17 protein-coding genes are annotated in these 19,329 nt (G+C 61.4%); 15 read left to right on the top strand and 2 right to left on the bottom strand.

Annotation, left to right across the window (positions count from 1 at the left end; all coding sequences use genetic code 11):
- Positions 1–69: 69 nt before the first annotated feature.
- The 5 genes from DA915_RS19125 to DA915_RS19105 are packed head-to-tail and all read left to right on the top strand — an operon-like array spanning position 70 to position 5,404.
- Positions 70–897: an ABC transporter permease gene (locus DA915_RS19125; protein ID WP_107676942.1), complete on the top strand. Its 828-nt coding sequence runs from the start codon at positions 70–72 to the stop codon at positions 895–897.
- Complete coding sequence (locus DA915_RS19120) at positions 894–1,673, top strand: ABC transporter permease (protein WP_107676941.1); 780 nt, start codon at positions 894–896, stop codon at positions 1,671–1,673. Before DA915_RS19125 ends, DA915_RS19120 begins: the two co-directional genes overlap by 4 nt.
- Positions 1,666–2,691, top strand: coding sequence for an ABC transporter ATP-binding protein (locus DA915_RS19115; protein WP_107676940.1), 1,026 nt, complete (start codon positions 1,666–1,668; stop codon positions 2,689–2,691). The genes DA915_RS19120 and DA915_RS19115 overlap by 8 nt, the downstream gene beginning before the upstream one ends.
- A gap of 2 nt (positions 2,692–2,693) precedes the next feature.
- Positions 2,694–3,614 carry a nucleoside hydrolase gene (locus DA915_RS19110; RefSeq protein ID WP_107676939.1) on the top strand — a complete coding sequence of 307 codons (921 nt, stop codon included), beginning with the start codon at positions 2,694–2,696 and terminating at the stop codon, positions 3,612–3,614.
- On the top strand, positions 3,611–5,404 hold the full coding sequence (locus tag DA915_RS19105) for an adenine deaminase (RefSeq protein WP_107676938.1): 1,794 nt from the start codon (positions 3,611–3,613) through the stop codon (positions 5,402–5,404). The genes DA915_RS19110 and DA915_RS19105 overlap by 4 nt, the downstream gene beginning before the upstream one ends.
- 27 nt (positions 5,405–5,431) lie before the next feature.
- On the opposite strand, the gene DA915_RS19100 is transcribed toward DA915_RS19105, so the two are convergent.
- Positions 5,432–6,355, bottom strand: a complete 924-nt coding sequence (locus tag DA915_RS19100) for a LysR family transcriptional regulator (RefSeq protein WP_107676937.1) — start codon at positions 6,353–6,355, stop codon at positions 5,432–5,434.
- A gap of 92 nt (positions 6,356–6,447) precedes the next feature.
- On the opposite strand from DA915_RS19100, the gene DA915_RS19095 reads away from it, so the two are divergent.
- Positions 6,448–7,695, top strand: coding sequence for an MFS transporter (locus DA915_RS19095; RefSeq protein ID WP_107676936.1), 1,248 nt, complete (start codon positions 6,448–6,450; stop codon positions 7,693–7,695).
- A 30-nt stretch (positions 7,696–7,725) separates the two neighbouring features.
- On the opposite strand, the gene DA915_RS19090 is transcribed toward DA915_RS19095, so the two are convergent.
- Positions 7,726–8,898, bottom strand: a complete 1,173-nt coding sequence (locus DA915_RS19090) for a M20 aminoacylase family protein (protein WP_162693432.1) — start codon at positions 8,896–8,898, stop codon at positions 7,726–7,728.
- Positions 8,899–9,108: 210 nt separating this feature from the next.
- Between DA915_RS19090 and DA915_RS19085 the strand changes: the two genes are divergently transcribed.
- The 9 genes from DA915_RS19085 to DA915_RS19045 all read left to right on the top strand — a co-directional run bounded on the left by DA915_RS19085 (position 9,109) and on the right by DA915_RS19045 (position 19,148).
- Entirely contained in the window at positions 9,109–9,816 is a 708-nt protein-coding gene (locus tag DA915_RS19085) for a phosphoribosyltransferase (protein ID WP_107676934.1), read from the top strand.
- Between the two features lie 207 nt (positions 9,817–10,023).
- Complete coding sequence (locus DA915_RS19080) at positions 10,024–11,079, top strand: dipeptidase (protein WP_107676933.1); 1,056 nt, start codon at positions 10,024–10,026, stop codon at positions 11,077–11,079.
- 50 nt (positions 11,080–11,129) lie between these two features.
- The gene (locus DA915_RS19075; protein WP_107676932.1) at positions 11,130–12,770 is read left to right on the top strand and encodes an ABC transporter substrate-binding protein; all 1,641 of its coding nucleotides are present in this window, start codon (positions 11,130–11,132) and stop codon (positions 12,768–12,770) included.
- A gap of 18 nt (positions 12,771–12,788) precedes the next feature.
- The gene (locus DA915_RS19070) at positions 12,789–13,856 is read left to right on the top strand and encodes an ABC transporter permease (protein ID WP_107676931.1); all 1,068 of its coding nucleotides are present in this window, start codon (positions 12,789–12,791) and stop codon (positions 13,854–13,856) included.
- Positions 13,853–14,785 carry an ABC transporter permease gene (locus tag DA915_RS19065; RefSeq protein ID WP_080867255.1) on the top strand — a complete coding sequence of 311 codons (933 nt, stop codon included), beginning with the start codon at positions 13,853–13,855 and terminating at the stop codon, positions 14,783–14,785. The genes DA915_RS19070 and DA915_RS19065 overlap by 4 nt, the downstream gene beginning before the upstream one ends.
- Complete coding sequence (locus tag DA915_RS19060) at positions 14,782–15,618, top strand: ABC transporter ATP-binding protein (RefSeq protein WP_003504759.1); 837 nt, start codon at positions 14,782–14,784, stop codon at positions 15,616–15,618. Before DA915_RS19065 ends, DA915_RS19060 begins: the two co-directional genes overlap by 4 nt.
- Positions 15,615–16,364, top strand: coding sequence for an ABC transporter ATP-binding protein (locus DA915_RS19055; RefSeq protein WP_003504761.1), 750 nt, complete (start codon positions 15,615–15,617; stop codon positions 16,362–16,364). Before DA915_RS19060 ends, DA915_RS19055 begins: the two co-directional genes overlap by 4 nt.
- Before the next feature lie 162 nt (positions 16,365–16,526).
- Positions 16,527–17,429, top strand: coding sequence for a LysR substrate-binding domain-containing protein (locus DA915_RS19050; RefSeq protein WP_035212791.1), 903 nt, complete (start codon positions 16,527–16,529; stop codon positions 17,427–17,429).
- Between the two features lie 183 nt (positions 17,430–17,612).
- On the top strand, positions 17,613–19,148 hold the full coding sequence (locus DA915_RS19045) for an ABC transporter substrate-binding protein (protein ID WP_107677045.1): 1,536 nt from the start codon (positions 17,613–17,615) through the stop codon (positions 19,146–19,148).
- Positions 19,149–19,329: the final 181 nt, after the last annotated feature.

Here is a 19,329-nt window from a genome sequence, read left to right as displayed (position 1 = left end):
CGCAATCTCGCAGGCTGGCGCGTCTGGCCAAAAAACAACCGGCCTGCAGGCCGTTCAGGGAATAAACCCATGTTTCAGAACCGGGCCGAAGCGCTGGCGCTTGCCTTGCCCGCCGCTATTTTCGCGGCGGCGGTCTTTCTTGTGCCGGTCTTCATGCTTCTGTCGGAGGGCTTTCACACCACCGATGGCTGGACATTGTCGGCCTATGCCGATTTCTTCTCCGATCCGCTGAACCAGACCGTTTTCCTGCGCACCCTGAAGCTTGGCGCACTTGTCACCGTCGTCTCGGCCGTGGTGGGTTATGCGGCGGCCTTCGCCATCGTCAACCTGTCGCCGGGATCGAAAGGACACGTCGTTAATCTCGTCGTGCTGCCGCTGATGATCTCGCCGGTCGCCCGCACCTATGCCTGGATCGTCATTCTCGGCAGAACCGGTATCGTCAATCAGGCGCTGCAGGCGGTGGGTTTGAGCGACGCGCCGATCCGCATCCTGTTTTCCGAAACGGCGGTTTTCATCGGCCTTCTGCAATTGTTCCTGCCGCTGATGATCATCTCGCTCATCAGCGCACTGGAGAACATGCCGAAGGATACGATCGCCGCTGCCCGCGTTCTCGGCGCAAACTGGTTGCAGGTGTTCTGGAAGGTTATCCTGCCGCTCACCAAGGAGGGGCTGGTTGTCGGCGGCACGCTGGTCTTCACCGGTTCGCTGACGGCCTATATCACGCCCGCCATTCTCGGCGGCTCCAAGGTGCTGATGCTGGAAACCCTGCTTTATCAGCAGGTGACGGTTTCCAACAATTTCGTCGCCGCCAGCGTCATCGCCTTCATCCTGATCGTCATGAGCTTTGCCGCCAATATCCTGCTGAAGCGCATCGCCACCGCAAGGAACAAGAAATGACCCGGCAGCTCTTCGTTCCCCTCACGCTCCTTCTTGTCGTCGGTTTCCTGATCGGGCCGTTCCTGATCATCGTTGCGGCCTCGTTTTCGGCCGGCGATACGCTTGCCTTTCCGCCGCAGGGCTTTTCGCTGAAATGGATCGCCAAGGTCTTCACCGTGGAAAGTTTCCGCGAAAGCTTTGCGATGTCGATGTTCCTTGCCATCGGCGGCACATTCACGGCGCTTCTCCTCGGCATACCGGCCGCCTACGCCATGTCGCGCTACAAGCTGCCGTTCAGCGAGACGGTGCGGACCATCGTTTCCGCGCCGATCATCGTGCCGGGCATTATCGTCGGTCTGGCGCTTCTGCGGTACTTCGTCGTGCCCTTCGGCATCGGCATCACGCTTGCCCTGTTTCTCGCCCACACGGCGCTCATCCTGCCCTATGCGGTGCGGGTGGTTTCGGCCAGCCTCAACAATCTGCGCTCGGATATCGAGGAGGCGGCGGTGCTGCTCGGCTCGTCGCGGCTTGGCGCATTTTTCCGCGTGGTGCTGCCGAATATTCGCGGCGGCATTCTTTCCGCCTTCATTCTCGGTTTCGTGACGAGTTTCAACCAGGTGCCGGTATCGCTTTTCCTGTCCGGCCCCGGCGTGCGCACGTTGCCCATCGACATGCTGGGCTACATGGAAATCGTCTTCGATCCGTCCGTCGCGGCACTCTCCTCGCTGCTTGCCTTCCTTTCCATCGGCATCGTCTTCATGGCCGAACGTTTCCTGGGGTTCTCCCGTTATGTCTGACGCAAAATACCTTTCGCTCCAAAAAGTCTCGCTCGCCTATGGCGGCAATGTCGCCGTCAGGGATCTCGATCTCGATATCCGCAAGGGTGAGCTTCTGGCTTTGCTCGGGCCTTCCGGCTGCGGCAAGACCACGACGATGCGCGCCATTGCCGGGCTGATGCCGGTGGCGGGCGGGCGCATCGATCTCGATGGCGTCGACATCACCCGCGTTGCTGCGAACAAGCGCGCCGTCGGGCTGGTGTTCCAGTCCTATGCGCTCTTCCCGCATCTGACGGTCTATGAAAACGTCGCCTTCGGCCTGAAACTCAAGGGCATGAGCGGCAAGGCGCTGGACGACAAGGTCGCCTCCGGCCTGAAGTCTGTGGGCCTGTCCAACTTCGCCTCGCGCAAACCGGCGGAACTATCAGGCGGCCAGCAGCAGCGCGTGGCATTGGCGCGCTCCATGGTCATGGAGCCGAAAGTGCTTTTGCTCGATGAGCCGCTCTCCAACCTCGATGCCCGCCTGCGCCTCGAAATGCGCACCGAATTGCAGCGCGTGCAGAAGGAAACCGGTGTGACGATGATCTTCGTCACCCATGACCAGATCGAGGCTTTGGCGCTGGCCGACCGCATTGTCGTCATGAAGGGCGGCAAGATTGAGCAGATCGGCACGCCGGAAGAGATTTATAACGCACCGGTTTCGTCCTTCGTGGCAGACTTCGTCGGCTTTGAAAACATCTTCGCGCTGGAAGGCGGCGCGCTGAAAACCGCAAACGGCACAATACCGTTTTCCGGACCAGTCCCTTCAGCATCTGGACTGGCCTGGCGGCCGCGCATGGTAACCCTTGGTTCAGGTCCTTTCCAGGGAACCGTGCGCGGCACATCCTTTGCCGGCAACAGCCGCGAATATCTGCTTGATACGCCGCTCGGCCCCATCAAGGCGGAGACGGATGCCGCGCTGACCTCTCACGCTATCGGTGATATGCTTGCCTTCGACCTGCCGGTCGAAAAGGCGGCAAGCCTCAAGGTGTTCAACTGACCATGGGTGTGTGGATCGATACCGATATGGGCTTTGACGACATCGCCGCCATCATGGTGGTGCAATCGTCCGGCCTTGCCATCGACGGCATTTCGCTGGTCTTCGGCAATGCAACGCTGGAAGCGGTCTGCGGCAATGCCGCGGGTGCGGTTGCCGCCTTCGGCTGGTCGATGCCGATCCATCAGGGCCGCGCCATGCCCGTGCTCGGCGCGCTTGAAACCGCCCAGTCTATCCTCGGCGATAGTGGCATCCCGACCTTCGGCCAAAGCCTGCCGGATGCGCCGGCCTTGCCGAAAAGCGATGCCTTTACCGCCCTCTGCCGCTGGCTGGAGGGGGAAGGCGAGAAGCGCATTCTCGCGCTTGGGCCGCTCACCAATATTGCCGCGCTGTGTCTTGCCCGGCCCGATCTTGCAGGCAGGATTTCCGACCTCACCTGGATGGGTGGCGGCGTGACGAGCGGCAACCATACGGCCTCGGCCGAATTCAACGCCTTTGCCGATCCGGAAGCGCTGGCCATCGTGCTCTCCCATGGCCTGCCGCTGCGCATGGTCGATCTGGACGCCTGCCGCAAGGTCACCGCCTCGCCAGCCGATGTGCTGCCGATCCGCAATGCCGGTGGCAAAAACGCCGGGCTGATTGCCGATCTGCTGGAAGGCTTCATCGGCATCGCCACCAGCCGTGGCAGACCCGCCATGGCGCTTTACGATCCCGTTGCCGCTGTCGGCTTTTCTTTCGGCCTTCTCGGCTGGCGTCATGCGCGGATCGACGTTGAACTTCACGCGACGCTGACACGCGGGCGAACCGTGGTCGAGACGCGGGCTCAGAAAGCGCAAGTCTTCAACGCGCACTTCGCCGAAACGGTGGATGCCGAAGGTGCGAAGGCGGCTATTCTCGAGGCGCTGCGCCGGGAGGCCGCCCGATGAGTGCCTATTCACGGATACGCGAGCCGGCCGATCTCACCGAGGATGCACTCCGCGCCCGCGCCGTTGCCGCCGCACGCGGCGATGCGCGTTTTGATGTTCTCGTCACCGGCGGAACATTGGTGGATGTGGTGACGGGGGAGCTTCGCGCCGCCGATATCGGCATAGTCGGCGCGCTGATCGCCAGCGTACACGAACCGGCAAGCCGCAGCGATGCTACGCAGATCATCGATGCGACGGGGGGCTATATCTCACCCGGCCTCATCGATACGCATATGCATATCGAAAGCTCGATGGTCACACCGGCCGCCTATGCGGCGGCGGTGGTGGCACGCGGCGTCACCACGATCGTCTGGGACCCGCATGAGTTCGGTAATGTGCACGGTGTGGAAGGCGTGCGCTGGGCGGCGAAATCCATTGAAAACCTGCCGCTGCGCGCTATTCTGCTCGCGCCCTCCTGCGTACCCTCGGCACCGGGACTGGAGCGCGGCGGTGCGGATTTCGATGCCGCCATTCTCGCCGATATCCTGTCATGGCCGCAGGTCGGCGGTGTTGCGGAAATCATGAATATGCGCGGCGTCATCGAGCGTGATCCGCGCATGAGCGGCATCGTACAGGCCGGGCTTGTTTCGGAAAAGCTGGTCTGCGGCCATGCGCGCGGCCTGAAAGGTGCCGATCTCAATGCCTTCATGGCGGCGGGCGTCTCTTCGGATCACGAGCTGGTCTCGGGTGAAGACCTGATGGCGAAACTGCGGGCGGGGTTGACCATCGAGCTGCGCGGCTCGCATGACCATCTGCTGCCGGAATTTGTGGAGGCGCTGAATGCGCTGGGCCATCTGCCGCAGACGGTGACGCTGTGCACCGACGACGTCTTCCCCGATGACCTGTCGCAGGGCGGCGGGCTGGATGATGTGGTGCGCCGCCTTGTGCGTTATGGCCTGAAGCCGGAATGGGCGCTGCGCGCCGCAACGCTCAATGCTGCCCAAAGGCTCGGCCGTACCGATCTCGGCCTCATCGCCGCCGGCCGCCGCGCCGATATCGTTGTCTTCCAGGATTTGAGCGGTTTTGCCGCTCGCCACGTCCTTGCCGGTGGCAGGGCGGTTGCGGAAGGCGGACATATGCTTGCCGAGGCTCCCGCCTGTGATGCGACGGCGCTCCAAGGTTCGATGAAGCTGCCGCTGCGCGCAGTCAATGATTTCCGGGTTGCTTCCGAAGGTGCGAAGGTGCGCCTCGCCACCATCGACCGCCCGCGTTTCACGCAATGGGGCGAAGCGGGGGCCGATGTGAAGGACGGTTTCGTCGTTCCGCCCGAAGGCGCGACAATGATTTCCGTCACCCATCGCCATGGCAAGGCCGAACCTGTCAGCAGAACCGGCTTCCTCACCGGCTGGGGAAACTGGAACGGCGCTTTCGCCACCACCGTTTCGCATGACAGCCACAACCTCACCGTTTTCGGCGGCAATGCCGAGGACATGGCGCTCGCCGCCAATGCGGTGATAACGGCAGGCGGCGGCATGGCTGTCGCCTCCAAGGGCAAGGTGACCGCGCTTCTCCCGCTGCCGCTTTCCGGCCTCGTTTCCGAGGCGCCGCTTGAAGACGTGGCAAAGGCTTTCGAGGAATTACGCGCCGCTGTCGGCAAGGTGGTGGAATGGCAGCCGCCCTATCTCGTCTTCAAGGCCTGCTTCGGCGCGACGCTCGCCTGCAATATCGGCCCGCACCAGACGGATGTGGGCATTGCCGATGTGCTTACGGGCAAGGTGATGGAAAGCCCGGTGATTGCCATTCTCGAATAGCGGCGGTTCGCATCTGCGGGCTGCGATTTATTCCACCCTGGGGCCGTCAGGCGTCTGTGTTTCACGCGCGGCAATGCGCGCTGCCATCACGAAATTCTTCACCACGGGCGATGTCGTTCCGCGCCGATAGGCGAGCGATATGGAAAGCTGTGGCGGCGGACCGCTGGAGGGCAGCAGGACGATGTTGTGCATTTTGACTTGCGCGACGGATTCCGGAACGAGGGAAACCCCGAGTTCGGCCGCGACCAGCGACAATATCGAGACGATTTGCGGTGCAGCCGGCCCGAGACGCGGCGTGAATCCAGCCTCCTCGCAGGCTTTTATCGATGCATCGTGAAGGCTGGTACCGATGCTGCGTGGCGTCAGAATAAAAGGGTCTTCGCGCAGTTCTATCAGGTCTATGGCGGTTCCGCGCCGCGCGAGTGGATGGGATGCCGGCAGGGCGACCAGAAGCGGTTCGTCAGTGAGCACTTCCTCGAGCAACGTATCAGGGTCGGATTGCGAGGGGCGCAGCAGCGCCACGTCCAGCCGATCTTCAAGTAGGGCCGGCGTCAGTGCGAGAGCAGCTGCCTCCATCACCTGAAGTTCTACGTCAGGGTATTTGCGTCTGTAAGTGCGGATGCAGGCCGGAACTAGAGGGTTGAGCGCCGCGGTGCCGGTAACGCCTATTCTCAGGATACCGGTTTCACCGGCCGCCGCCCTGCGTGCAAGCCGGATACCTTCGCTCACCTGATGCGGAATATGGGTCACCGCGATGCGAAACGCATGACCCGCCGGCGTTAGTTCCGCGCCATGCGCGAGACGCCGGAATAGCCGCACGCCGATTTCCTGTTCCAGAACCTTTATCTGCTGGCTGAGCGGCGGCTGCGCGATTCCCAGATGTTCTGCCGCCCGCGTAAAACTGCCTTCATGGGCGATGGCCAGAAAATAGCGGATGTGCCTGAGTTCCATGATATTAGATCCATATATGGCATGAACGCCTTCCATATATTAGAATGAAAGACAGAGCTGCGCTATAGCTGGGAGCGAAAAGGACAAACCCGATGCGCCAGCTCAAAAAACAGGATTTCACCCCGCCGATCGTCATGACGGAGGAGCCGCCGGATGTGCTCTGGATCCGGCAGGGAAGCCGCCAGTTTCGCCGGGCGAGTTGGGCGCTCTTTCTGGCCGGCTTCGCCAGCTTTTCGCTGATTTATTGCGTGCAGCCGCTGCTGCCGGAATTTCCGGCGGAATTCGGCATAAACCCCGCAACCGCGTCGCTCGCCCTGTCGCTGACGACGGGAACGCTTGCCTTCGCCATTCTTCTCAGCGGTGCTTTTGCCCAGCTCTTCACCCGCCGAAATCTGATGTTCGTTTCGATGATGCTGGCCGCTATCGCCAATATCATTGCAGCAAGCACGGAAGGTTGGGCATGGCTGCTTGCCGCCCGCGCGCTGGAAGGGTTCGTGCTCGGCGGCGTTCCCGCCGTCGCCATGGCTTATCTTGCCGAGGAGATCGAACCTTCCAGTCTCGGCAAGGCGATGGGGCTTTATGTCGGCGGCACGGCCTTCGGCTCCATGGCCGGACGTGTCGGCATGGGGCTGGTGTCCGCCTATACGTCCTGGCAGGTCGCAATGTATGCGCTGGGGGCGGTCTGCATCCTCGCGGCCATCGGCTTCCTGCTGCTTCTTCCGCCCTCGCGGAATTTCCGGCCGCAGCACATGCCGCTGAAAAATCATCTGACAATATGGGCGCAACATCTTGGAAATCCTGAACTTCGGCGGTTCTATTTCCTTGGCGCGATGCTGACGAGCGTGTTCACCACCGTTTTCAACTATTGCGCCTTTCGCCTCGTCGCGCCGCCTTACGAATTGGGCCGCACCGCCGTCAGCATGATCTTCCTGACCTTTGCCCTGGGTATCGTCGCTTCCTCCTATGGCGGTGCTCTGGTCGACCGGTTCAGCCGGCGGATCATGCTGGTGGTTGCCTTTTCCACCATCCTTGCCGGTATCCTGCTGACCTTCGCCTCAAGCATCATCCTCATCGTGGCGGGGATTGCGGCGATAACCGTCGGATTTTTCATTGGGCATTCGGCTGCCAGCAGTGGTGTGGGTGCCAATGCGGGAGACGCCAAAAGCCATGCTTCCGCGCTTTATCTGCTGTTTTATTATTGCGGAGCGAGCATCACCGGCTGGATCGGTGGCTGGTTCTGGATCCATGCCGGCTGGCCCGGCATCATGGCCATCACCACCGGCTGCGCGCTTGCCGGAATTTTCGCCAGCCTTGCCAGTCCGGGCGCGCGGCGCGTCTGAGCGGCCATCGCCGATGCATCCGGCCCGGTTTTACTCCGCCGCCAGTTCCTGCTCCACCAGCGTCGCCCAGAAAGCGACGCCCGGCACGATGGCCGCATCGTTGAAGTCGTAGGAGGTGTTGTGGTGCAGCGCGCCGTCCACCGCCGGGCCATTGCCGAGCCAGACGTAGCAGCCGGGGGCTTCGCCCGCGAAGAAGGCGAAATCGTCGCCGGCGGTCGAGGGCGGGAAGGCGGTGCGGGCCTTATTGCCGAAGACGGTTTTGGCGGCGCGCAGCGCCCGTTTTGTCGCATCCGCCTCGTTGATGACTGGCGGAATGCGGCGGATGAATTCGTAATGCGCCTCGATGCCGAACATCGCCGCCGTGCCCTTTGCCAGCCTGTCGATTTCCGTTTCCAGCTGGTCGCGCACCTCGGGCGCATAGGCGCGCGCCGTGCCGCCGATTTCGACGAGATCGGGAATGACGTTGAGCGCCTTCGGGTCGCCCGCCTGCACCGAACAGGCGCTGACCACGGCGGGCTGCAGCGGATCGACCACGCGGCCGACGATGGTTTGCAGCGAGGCGAGGAAGGTGCCCGCCGCCGTTACCGGGTCGCGGCCGAGATGCGGCTTGGCGCCATGGGTGCCGATGCCCTTGAAGGTGACGCGCCAGCTGTCGGACGAGGCCAGCTGTGGGCCTTCCACCACGGCCATCTCGTCGAGCCCAAGCCCCGGCATATTGTGCAGGCCATAGACCGCATCGCAGGGGAACAGCGTGAAAAGCCCGTCCTCTACCATTTTCTTCGCGCCGCCACGGCCTTCTTCGGCCGGCTGGAAGATGAAATGCACGGTGCCGGAAAAATCGCGGGTCTTTGCGAGGTAACGCGCGGCACCAAGCAGCATGGCGGTGTGGCCGTCATGTCCACAGGCATGCATCTTGCCGGGAAACTTCGATTTATAGGGCCGGTCGGGCACCTCAGGCATGGCAAGCGCATCCATGTCGGCGCGCAGGCCGATGCTGCGGGTGCCGTTGCCAACCTGTAGCGTGCCGACCACGCCGGTGCCGCCAAGGCCGCGATGCACCTTCAGCCCGGCGCGCTCGAGAAGATCGGCGACGATGGCGCTGGTTCTCTCCTCTTCGAAACCCAGTTCCGGATGGGCATGCAGATCATGACGAAGCTCCGTCAGGAATGGCAGGTCCTCGCCGATGCGATCCAGCAGTCTCATGGGAAGCTTGTCCTTGAATATGGGAAAAACCCGCGTCATAGGTGGGTTTGTCCGAATGCCTGTTGCTTTGTTTCCGTTCTAGCGGAAAAAGCCAATGAAATGAACCCGCCGCGTATTCGCGGTTGTTGAAATGCCTGATGTGCTGAACGGGATCGGCGCGACCGAAAACCGCGTCCGCCTTGCGCGATCCCGATCCTGAAAGGAAAACCGATGCCGCCATCCGCATCGCCCGCCGCCCATTCTCCCGCCGCGCCGCATGAGTTCTGGCAGGATATTCTTCCGCCCGCCACCTTCGATACGGCAGGTCCGCATTCCACCTTCTTTCCGGCGGAACTGGATGATGGAAGGCAGATCTGTCTGCCCATCCGGCCGCTTGCGGACGGGGAGCATGCGCTGGCATCGCTCATCGTCAATCAGGCGTCGTTCGCGGTGCTGGAGGCGCTGGCCACCGATCTCGCCGCCAAGCTCGCGCCCTTCAAACCGGATGTCGTTATCGGCCTGCCGACGCTGGGCTTGACGCTCGCCGCCGCCGTTGCCCGGCATCTCGGCCATTCCCGTTACGTGCCTCTCGGCACCTCGCGCAAATTCTGGTATCTGGAGGAACTGTCGGTGCCGATGTCCTCCATTACTACCCGGCAGGAAAAACGGCTCTATATCGATCCGCGCATGCTGCCGCTCATCGAGAACAGGCGGGTGGCGCTGGTGGATGACGTGATCTCCAGCGGCAGTTCCATCATATCAGGTCTTGCGCTTCTCGCCGCCTCCGGTATCCGGCCCGCCGTCATAGGCGCGGCCATGCTGCAATCGGATCGCTGGCGGGAAAAAATCGCCGCTTTCGGGCCGGAATGGCCGGAGCGGGTGAGGGGCGTTTTCGCCACGCCGCTGCTCACCAAAGCGGAAGATGGCTGGCGCGCCTGACGAAGCGCAAATTCCGGCAAAAGGCAAGTGGTGATAATTTCACCGCTGCCTAATTTGTGTCTTGCGAAGCTCGAAGAGATCGTCCTAAGATCGCCTCCGACAGACAATAGCGGTCGGCGAACAATGCGCCGGTTTGCTTTCGCGCGGTGTCATCCCGGCGTCTGCCCGCCCCCGTTTTGTTCTTTCCGATGACTGGAATTTCTTCCCATGCATGCAGTGTTCGACGGTCATAATGATGTGCTGCTTCGGTTGTGGCGCAACGGCAAGGCCGGTGCCGATCCGGTGGCCGAATTCAAGAATGGTACGCGGGAAGGCCATATCGATGGCCCCCGGGCAAGGGCAGGCGGCCTCGGCGGCGGCATCTGCGCCATTTATATTCCTTCCGGCGACCTTATTCTGCAGGAACCGGATGAAAGCGGCCACTACAACACGCCGCTCGCCGCTCCGCTGGAGCGCCTGCCTTCGCTTGATATCGCCATGGAGAAGGCGGCGATTGCGCTGAGGCTTGATCGCGCCGGCGCCTGGCGGCTGTGCCGTTCCACGGCCGATATTCGCAAGGCCTTTGCCGACGACGTTTTCGCCGCCGTGCTGCATATGGAAGGCTGCGAGGCGATCGGCGCTGATCTCGACGCGCTGGAGGTGTTTTACGCCGCCGGCCTGCGGTCGCTCGGCCCGGTCTGGAGCCGGCACAATGTTTTCGGCCACGGCGTTCCTTTCTCTTACCCCATGTCGCCCGATACCGCGCCCGGCCTCACCGACGCCGGTTTTGTGCTGGTGGAGGAGTGCAACCGGCTCGGCATTCTCATCGATCTCGCGCATATTACCGAAAAAGGCTTCTGGGATGTGGCCAAGACCACCAACCAGCCGCTGATCGCCAGCCATTCCAACGCGCATGCGCTCACCCCGGTCGCCCGCAATCTCACCGACAGGCAGATGGATGCCATCAAGGAAAGCCGTGGTCTGGTGGGGCTCAACTATGCCGTGACCATGCTCAGGGCAGATGCGCGCGACATTGCCGATACGCCGCTTTCCGACATGGTGCGCCATATCGACTACATGGTGGAGCGCATGGGCATCGATTGCGTGGCGCTGGGATCGGATTTCGATGGCGCAACGATACCCGTCGGCGTTGCCGATGCGAGCGGCAATCACAATCTGGTTGCGGCGCTGAAATCGGCGGGCTACGGTGATGGAGAACTTGCTAAAATATGCCGGGAAAACTGGCTGCGCGTTTTATCCCAGGCCTGGCACGAGGCGGCCTGAGAACAATTTTAAGCGAACGAAATCAATCTCATAACAAAAGGGGAGATCCTATGATCAAATCGCTCAACAACTCCATGCGTATTCTGAGCACCAGCGCCGCTTTGTCGCTGATGATGCTGTCTGCACCGCATGCTTTTGCCGCCACGCCGGCCGATACGCTGGTCGAAGGTTTCGCCATCGATGACATCATCACGCTCGATCCGGGTGAGGCTTTCGAACTCTCCGCTGCCGAAGTCACCGGCAACACCTATAGCAAGCTTGTTTCCATCGATCTCAACGACACGTCCAAGGTTATCGGCGATCTCGCCGAGAGCTGGACGACCTCCGAGGATGGCCTGACCTATACGTTCAAGCTGAAATCCGGCTTGAAATTCGCCTCCGGCAATCCGGTCACCGCTGACGACGTTGCCTTCTCCTTCGAACGCGCCGTCAAGCTCGACAAGTCGCCCGCATTCCTGCTGACGCAGTTCGGCCTCAAGGGCGACAACGTCACCGAGAAGGCGAAGGCTGCGGATGCAAACACCTTCGTGCTGACGGTCGACAAGCCCTATGCGCCGAGCTTCGTGCTGAACGTGCTGACCGCGACCGTCGCTTCGGTGGTCGACAAGAAGCTCATCACCGAAAAGGCGAAGTCGGTCACGCCGAGCGCCGATTACAAATACGACACCGATTTCGGCAACGAGTTCCTGAAGACGGGTTATGCGGGTTCCGGCCCCTACAAGATCCTCGGCTGGAAGGCCAACGAAGCGGTCATTCTGGAAGCCAACCCGAATTATTACGGTGAGAAGCCGAAGCTGAAGCGTGTGGTCTATCGCCACATGAAGGAAAGCTCCGGCCAGCGTCTGGCGCTTGAAAATGGCGATATCGATGTTGCCCGCAACCTTGAGCCCGGTGACATGGAAGCCGTTTCCAAGAAGGAAGGCCTCGCCGTCACGTCTGCGCCCAAGGGCACCGTCTATTACTTCAGCCTCAACCAGAAGAACGAGAACCTGAAGAAGCCCGAGGTCATCGAAGCCTTCAAATATCTCGTCGATTATGACGCGATCGGTGCGACGATCATCAAGGGCATCGGTGAAGTCCACCAGACCTTCCTGCCGAAGGGCCAGCTCGGCGCGCTTGATGAGAACCCCTACAAGCTCGACGTCGCCAAGGCGAAGGAACTTCTCGCCAAGGCCGGCCTGAAGGACGGCTTTACCGTGAGCATGGATGTGCGCAACACGCAGCCGGTGACCGGCATTGCCGAAAGCGTGCAGCAGACGCTGGCGCAGGCCGGCATCAAGCTCGAAATCATCCCGGGCGACGGCAAGCAGACGCTGACCAAATACCGCGCCCGCACCCATGATATCTATATCGGCCAGTGGGGTTCGGACTATTTCGACCCGAACTCGAATGCCGAAACCTTCACCATCAACTACGACAATTCCGATGAGGGCAAGAACAAGACGCTCGCCTGGCGCAATGCCTGGGACGTTCCTGATCTGACCAAGGAAACCCAGTCGGCGCTTCTCGAGAAGGACAGCGCCAAGCGCGCCGCCATCTATGAAAACCTGCAGAAGGAAGTTCTGGCGAAGGGTCCCTTCGTCATCATCTTCCAGCAGACCGAAGTGGCCGGTTACTCGAACAAGCTCAAGGGCCTGAAGCTCGGACCGAGCTTCGACACCAACTACGTCTATACGATCTCCAAGGAATGATCCGGAAGGATCGGTCGCTTGAGCATCGTTGAAACGAACAGCCGGGCGAGGCAGGGCAAACGCCGTGCCAACGCCCGTGTGAAAGCCGTTCTCGGCTTCGCCGTCACCGTCATCACCACCTTTCTGGGGCTGATGGCGGTCACATTCTTCATTGGCCGTGTGGTGCCGATCGATCCCGCATTGGCGATCGTCGGCGACCGCGCGCCTGCGCATGTGGTCGAACGCGTGCGTGAGCAGCTCGGCCTCAACCTGCCGCTCTGGCAGCAGTTCTTTCTTTATCTGAAGCAGGCGCTTTCGGGCGATTTCGGCATCTCCGTCCTCACCACCAATCCGGTGATGGAGGATATCAAGCGGGTTTTCCCGGCGACGATAGAACTTGCCACAATCGGCACCATCATCGGCGCCGTTTTCGGCATACCGCTCGGCGTGCTTGCCGCCGTCAAGCGCGGCAGCTTTGCCGATCAGGTGGTGCGGGTCATCGGCCTTATCGGTTATTCCGTGCCGATCTTCTGGCTCGGGCTACTTGCGCTACTGGTGTTTTACGCCCGGCTGCAATGGGTCGCCTATCCCGGCCGAATGGATATCGTCTATGAATTCACCTTCACGCCGATCACGGGCTTTTTCCTGATCGACGCGATCTGGCAAAGGCAATGGGACGTGTTGTGGGATCTTTTCCGCCACATCATCCTGCCGGCCTCTCTGCTCGGCTATTTTTCGCTGGCCTATATCAGCCGTATGACGCGTTCCTTCATGTTGAACGAGCTCGCCCAGGAATATATCGTTGCGGCCCGCGCCAAGGGGCTTTCGGAAACGCGTATCATCTGGTTCCACGCGCTGCGTAATGCCGCCGTGCCGCTGGTGACGGTGATTGCGCTCTCCTATGCCGGTCTCTTGGAAGGTTCGGTCTTGACCGAAACCATCTTCGCCTGGCCGGGCCTTGGCCTCTACATCACCAATTCCCTGCAGAATGCGGATATGAATGCCGTTCTCGGCGGCACGATCGTGATCGGCGCCATCTTCGTCGGCATCAATCTTTTCTCCGATCTGCTTTACCGGACGCTCGACCCAAGGACGCGCAGCCGATGACGATTTCGACCGACACACTCAAACCCTATAGCCGCGAATGGCTGCTCTCCGACCGGCCGGCCTCGCGCAAGCAGGCGCGTCTTGGCCGTGCTTATGTCATCTGGCGGCGGTTTTCGGAAAACCGGCTGGCGCTGCTCGGCCTCGGCATCATCATCGCGTTGCTGTTTGTTGCGCTATTTGCCAATGTGCTGGCGCCGCATAATCCGGTGCAGGGCGATCTGCGCAACGCCCGGCTTCTGCCGCCCGGTACTGCCGGTTATCTGCTCGGCACCGACGATCAGGGGCGGGATATTCTTTCGCGCCTCATCCACGGTTCGCGGCTGACCCTGTTCGTGGTGCTGCTGGTGGCCATCATCGCCGCACCCATCGGGCTCATCGTCGGCACCGTCTCGGGTTATGCCGGCGGCTGGGTGGATGCGGTTCTGATGCGCATCACCGATATCTTTCTGGCCTTTCCAAAGCTGGTTCTGGCGCTGGCGCTGGTCGCCGCACTTGGGCCGGGCATCGAAAACGCCGTGCTCGCCATCGCGGTGACCTCTTGGCCGCCCTATGCGCGCATCGCGCGCGCCGAAACCATGACCTTCCGCAATTCCGATTTCATCGCGGCGGTGAAGCTCATGGGGGCATCGCCCTTCCGCATTGTGCTCAAACACGTCATGCCGCTTTGCATGTCGTCGCTCATCGTGCGTGTCACGCTGGATATGGCGGGCATCATCCTGACGGCCGCCGGCCTCGGCTTCCTCGGTCTCGGCGCACAGCCGCCGCTGCCGGAATGGGGTGCGATGATCGCTTCGGGGCGTCGTTTCATCCTCGACCAATGGTGGGTTGCGGCCATGCCCGGCGTGGCGATCCTCATCGTCAGCCTCGGTTTCAACCTGCTGGGTGATGGGTTGCGCGATGCGCTTGATCCCAAGGAGGCGGGCCAATGAGTGCGCCGCTTCTGACCGTTCAGAACCTGCGCGTTTCTTTCCCCACCCGCACCGGGCTGGTGGAGGCGGTGCGCGGTGTGTCCTTCACGCTTGGGCGCGAACGCCTCGGCATCGTCGGCGAATCCGGCTCCGGCAAGTCGCAGACGGGCCGCGCCATCATGGGGCTGACACCGAAAAGCGCGCGCATCGAAGCCGATGCGTTGCGTTTCGGCGATATCGACCTGCTCAAGGCGTCCGCAAAGGAGCGGCGGATCATGCGCGGCAAGCGCATGGCCATGATCCTGCAGGACCCGAAATATTCGCTAAACCCGGTCATGACCATCGGCCGCCAGATCATGGAAACCTTGCGCACCCATGAAAAGATCGGCGGCAGCGAGGCGCGCCAACGCACGCTTGCGATGCTCGAAGCGGTGCAGATCCGCGATCCCGAGCGCGTCTTCGATCTTTACCCGCACGAGGTCTCCGGCGGCATGGGCCAGCGCGTTATGATTGCCATGATGCTGGTCTGTGGCCCGGAACTGTTGATCGCCGACGAACCCACCTCGGCGCTCGACGTCACGGTTCAGCTGGAAGTGCTCGACATTCTCGACAAGCTGGTGCGCGACCGCGGCATGGGGCTGATCTTCGTCAGTCATGATCTGAGGCTCGTCTCCTCCTTCTGTGACCGCGTTCTCGTCATGTATGCGGGCAAGGTGGTGGAAGAGCTTTCTTCCGCCAATCTGAAGGAAGCGAAACACCCCTATACGCAGGGGCTTTTGAACTGCCTGCCGGAAATTGGCGGCCACCGGCATCCGCTGCCGGTTCTGGAACGCAAGCCGGAGTGGCGCGCATGAGCACAGTTCTTTCTATCAGAGACATGGTGGTGGATTTCGACGGTTACATCGCGCTCGACAGCGTCAGCATCGATGTGGCCGAGGGTGAATCCTTCGGCATTGTCGGCGAGTCCGGTTCCGGCAAGTCAACCCTGCTGCGCGCCATTGCCGGCCTCAACCATTTCGACGAAGGTTCGTTGATGGTGGCGGGGCGCTCCTATTCCAGCAAGCACCGCGACAAGAGCTTCTACAGCGACGTGCAGATGGTGTTTCAGGATCCTTATGGCTCCCTTCACCCGCGCCAGACGGTGGATGCGCTGCTGCTTGAGCCGCTGGTCATCCACGGTCTCGACAATCGCGAGCAGCGCATTGCCCGCGCATTGGATGAAGTCGGCCTCGGTTCAGGCTTCCGTTTCCGGTATTCGCACCAGCTTTCCGGCGGCCAGCGGCAGCGCATTGCCATTGCCCGTGCGCTGATCGTCGAGCCTAAAATCCTGCTGCTGGATGAGCCGACTTCGGCGCTCGATGCCTCCATTCAGGCGGAAATCCTCAATCTTCTGGAACAGGCCCGCAAGGATCGTAACCTTACCTTCGTCATGGTCAGCCACGATCTCGGCGTCATCAGCCATATGTGTGATCGCCTGGCGGTGATGAAGAGCGGCAAGGTGGTGGAAATGCTGGAGGCGGAAGCGCTGGAAAGCCGGGAATTCAGCGCGGATTATACCCGCCAGCTGTTGGTGGCGAGCGAGGGTTTCAAGCGCGTTTGATTGGCGAGACGGTGCGGCCCGTTTCTTCTCCCCGCCTGGGAGAAGAAACGGGCGGCGCGCTTTCGTTCCACAGGTGATCTTCCCGGGCGAAGTATTCTCTCATCGCGCTGCGATGATATGGTGAACCGCCACACCGGCATTTCCGCAACAGGTACCCACCCCATGCAATTGCGCGCCTTGATGTATTTCGACGAACTCGTCCGCACAAATTCCATGCGCGCCGCTGCGGAAAACCTGAATGTCGCGCCGACGGCGGTGAGCCGGCAGATTGAAAACCTCGAATATTATTTCGGTTCGCCGCTGGTGGAGCGCTCCAGCCGGGGCGTGAAGCTGACGGCAGCGGGTGAGCTGCTCGCCGCCCGCGCCGGCAAGACGCTGCGCGAACTCGACCATGTGCACCAGCTGATAGACGATCTCAAAGGTCTGCAGCGTGGCCGGGTCACTGTCTATGCCAATGGCGCCACGGTGGCGAACCTTCTGGCGCCGGTGCTGGCGCAGTTCAGCCTGAAATATCCAAAACTGCGTTTCGAGGTGCATATTACCAGCGCCCGCCAGGCAATGGAGGCGCTGGGCGCGGCGGAAGCCGATCTCGTCGTCAGCCTGTTTGCGCCAAAACTATCAGGCGTAAAGGTGCGTTCGCGCACCCGCATCAGCTATGATGTCATCTTCCCGGCCGGCCATGCGCTCGCCGCCCAGCCGGAAGTCTCGCTGAAGGAACTGGCGGGCCTGCCGCTTGCGCTGCCGGACAAGAGTTTTGCTGCGCGTCAGGCATTCGATACGCTGTTTGCCGATGCGGGCATCGAACTTGACCCTGTCTTCATCACCAGCTCGCTGGAAATGCTGAAGGAACTGGTGCTGGGCCACGCCGCCGCCACGCTGTTGCCGGCGCTTTCGGTGGCGCGTGAAATCCGCAGTGGCCAGATGGTCGCCGTTCCGCTCTCCGGCAAGAAGGGCATCCACACCCAGATCGATCTCTGTGTTGCTCCCGACCGGCAATTGTCCTTCGCCGCCTCCAAGCTTGCCGATTTCATCGAGCGCTTCATGCGCGAGGCGACGGCGGGATAAGCGAGACGGTTTGGCCTTTCCGCCCGGAAGGTTGATTTCCATCCGCATTTCCGTGTAGCCATTTCAGCTACACGGAGCACACAAAAATCGAGATTGTGTGTGCGCCTGCAACATGACACTCTTTTTGCAACGGGTGGTCTTTGGAAGGGCAAAAATGCCCCGGCCGCCAGACAGGGGACAATGATGCCACGCATTTATCTTTCGCAGGCGGCAACGCTTTCGCGCCGCGCCGCGCTGAGCCTCGCACTGGGCACGGCGCTTTGGCTGCCGCTTTCGATAACGGCGGCGGATGCCGCGCCGAAAACCGCGCTGACGCTTGGCATGGCCGTCGAGCCCGCCGGGCTCGATCCGACCATTGCCGCCCCCGTCGCCATCGGCCAGGTCACCTGGCAGAATATCTTCGAAGGTCTGGTGACGATCGACCGCGAAGGCAAGGTTAGGCCGCAGCTTGCCGAAAGCTGGGAAATTTCCCCTGATGGCAAGAACTATACATTCAAGCTGCGCAAGGGCGTCACCTTCCATGACGGCGAGGCCTTCGATTCCTCCGTTGCGAAATTTTCGCTGGATCGGGCGCGCGGCGAAAGCTCGGTCAATCCGCAGAAGCGCTTCTTCGCCGCCATCGACAGTATCGAGACCCCGGATGCCGCAACGCTGGTGCTGAAGCTGAAGCAGCCGGCCGGCAGCCTTCTTTACTGGCTCGGTTGGCCGGCATCCGTGATGGTGGCGCCGAAAAGCGCTGACAATAACCGCACCACGCCCGTCGGCACCGGCCCGTTCAAATTCGTGAACTGGGCCAAGGGCGACAAGGTCGAGTTGCAGAAGAACGATGCCTATTGGGACAAGGCCGTGGCGGTGAAGCTCGACAAGGCGACCTTCCGTTTCGTCTCCGATCCGCAGGCGCAGGCCGCGGCGCTGAAGTCAGGCGATATCGATGCTTTCCCGGAATTCGGCGCGCCGGAGCTGATGACCTCCTTCGATGGCGATAAGCGCCTTGGCACCTTCGTCGGCAATACCGAACTGAAGGTCGTGGCCGGCATGAACAATGCCCGCAAGCCCTTTGATGACAAGCGCGTGCGTCAGGCGCTGATGATGGCGGTGGATCGCGGCACCGTCATTGAAGGCGCGTGGTCCGGTTTCGGCACGGCCATTGGCAGCCATTACACCCCGAATGACCGCGGTTACATCGATACGACAGGAGTGCACCCCTACGATGTCGACAAGGCGAGGGCGCTGCTTGCCGAAGCGGGTTATCCTGACGGGTTCAGCTTCACCATCAAGGCGCCGCAGATGGCCTATGCCCAGCGGACCTCGCAAATCCTGCAGGCGATGTTTGCCGAAATCGGCGTGACGATGACCATCGAGACGACCGAATTTCCGGCCAAATGGGTGGCGGATGTCTTGAAGGGCGCGGATTACGACATGACCATCGTTGCCCATGCGGAGCCGATGGATATCGATATCTATGCGCGCGATCCCTATTATTTCAACTACAAGAACCCGGCCTTCAACGAGGTCGTCGGCAACGTTGAAAAGACGGCGGATGCGGCCCAGCAGGAAGCGCTTTACGGCGACGCCCAGAAAATCCTCGCAGAAGATGTGCCGGCACTTTACCTTTTCGTCATGCCGAAGCTCGGCGTGTGGGACAAGAAGGTGAAGGGGCTCTGGGAAAACGAACCCATTCCCTCGAATGTGCTGACGGATGTGCATTGGGAAGAGTGACGTTTGTCGATACCGGTTTCTTCCGTCATGCCGGACTTGATCCGGCATCCAGTCAGCCCAAGTCCTTGGGCTGAAAGGGCTCTCTCCGCCGCGCAGACGCGCGCCGGCTGGATTCCGGCTCGGGGCTGGAATGACGGGAGAGAGGTGACTGGACGCTCGACCGCAGGTGAAACAAAGCAAG

It is taken from the genome of Agrobacterium sp. LAD9 (genome assembly GCF_003031125.1).
GTDB lineage: Bacteria > Pseudomonadota > Alphaproteobacteria > Rhizobiales > Rhizobiaceae > Agrobacterium > Agrobacterium radiobacter.
The sequence above is the reverse complement of the archived record's forward strand: the minus strand, read 5'-3'. Positions and strand labels throughout refer to the sequence as shown.

Excerpts from the sequence above, each read along its gene's own strand:
- DA915_RS19125 (WP_107676942.1), top strand. The coding sequence starts at position 70 with ATGTTTCAGAACCGGGCCGAAGCGCTGGCGCTTGCCTTGCCCGCCGCT.
- DA915_RS19120 (WP_107676941.1), top strand. The coding sequence starts at position 894 with ATGACCCGGCAGCTCTTCGTTCCCCTCACGCTCCTTCTTGTCGTCGGT.
- DA915_RS19115 (WP_107676940.1), top strand. The coding sequence starts at position 1,666 with ATGTCTGACGCAAAATACCTTTCGCTCCAAAAAGTCTCGCTCGCCTAT.
- DA915_RS19110 (WP_107676939.1), top strand. The coding sequence starts at position 2,694 with ATGGGTGTGTGGATCGATACCGATATGGGCTTTGACGACATCGCCGCC.
- DA915_RS19105 (WP_107676938.1), top strand. The coding sequence starts at position 3,611 with ATGAGTGCCTATTCACGGATACGCGAGCCGGCCGATCTCACCGAGGAT.
- DA915_RS19100 (WP_107676937.1), bottom strand. The coding sequence starts at position 6,355 with ATGGAACTCAGGCACATCCGCTATTTTCTGGCCATCGCCCATGAAGGC.
- DA915_RS19095 (WP_107676936.1), top strand. The coding sequence starts at position 6,448 with ATGCGCCAGCTCAAAAAACAGGATTTCACCCCGCCGATCGTCATGACG.
- DA915_RS19090 (WP_162693432.1), bottom strand. The coding sequence starts at position 8,898 with ATGAGACTGCTGGATCGCATCGGCGAGGACCTGCCATTCCTGACGGAG.
- DA915_RS19085 (WP_107676934.1), top strand. The coding sequence starts at position 9,109 with ATGCCGCCATCCGCATCGCCCGCCGCCCATTCTCCCGCCGCGCCGCAT.
- DA915_RS19080 (WP_107676933.1), top strand. The coding sequence starts at position 10,024 with ATGCATGCAGTGTTCGACGGTCATAATGATGTGCTGCTTCGGTTGTGG.
- DA915_RS19075 (WP_107676932.1), top strand. The coding sequence starts at position 11,130 with ATGATCAAATCGCTCAACAACTCCATGCGTATTCTGAGCACCAGCGCC.
- DA915_RS19065 (WP_080867255.1), top strand. The coding sequence starts at position 13,853 with ATGACGATTTCGACCGACACACTCAAACCCTATAGCCGCGAATGGCTG.
- DA915_RS19060 (WP_003504759.1), top strand. The coding sequence starts at position 14,782 with ATGAGTGCGCCGCTTCTGACCGTTCAGAACCTGCGCGTTTCTTTCCCC.
- DA915_RS19055 (WP_003504761.1), top strand. The coding sequence starts at position 15,615 with ATGAGCACAGTTCTTTCTATCAGAGACATGGTGGTGGATTTCGACGGT.
- DA915_RS19050 (WP_035212791.1), top strand. The coding sequence starts at position 16,527 with ATGCAATTGCGCGCCTTGATGTATTTCGACGAACTCGTCCGCACAAAT.
- DA915_RS19045 (WP_107677045.1), top strand. The coding sequence starts at position 17,613 with ATGCCACGCATTTATCTTTCGCAGGCGGCAACGCTTTCGCGCCGCGCC.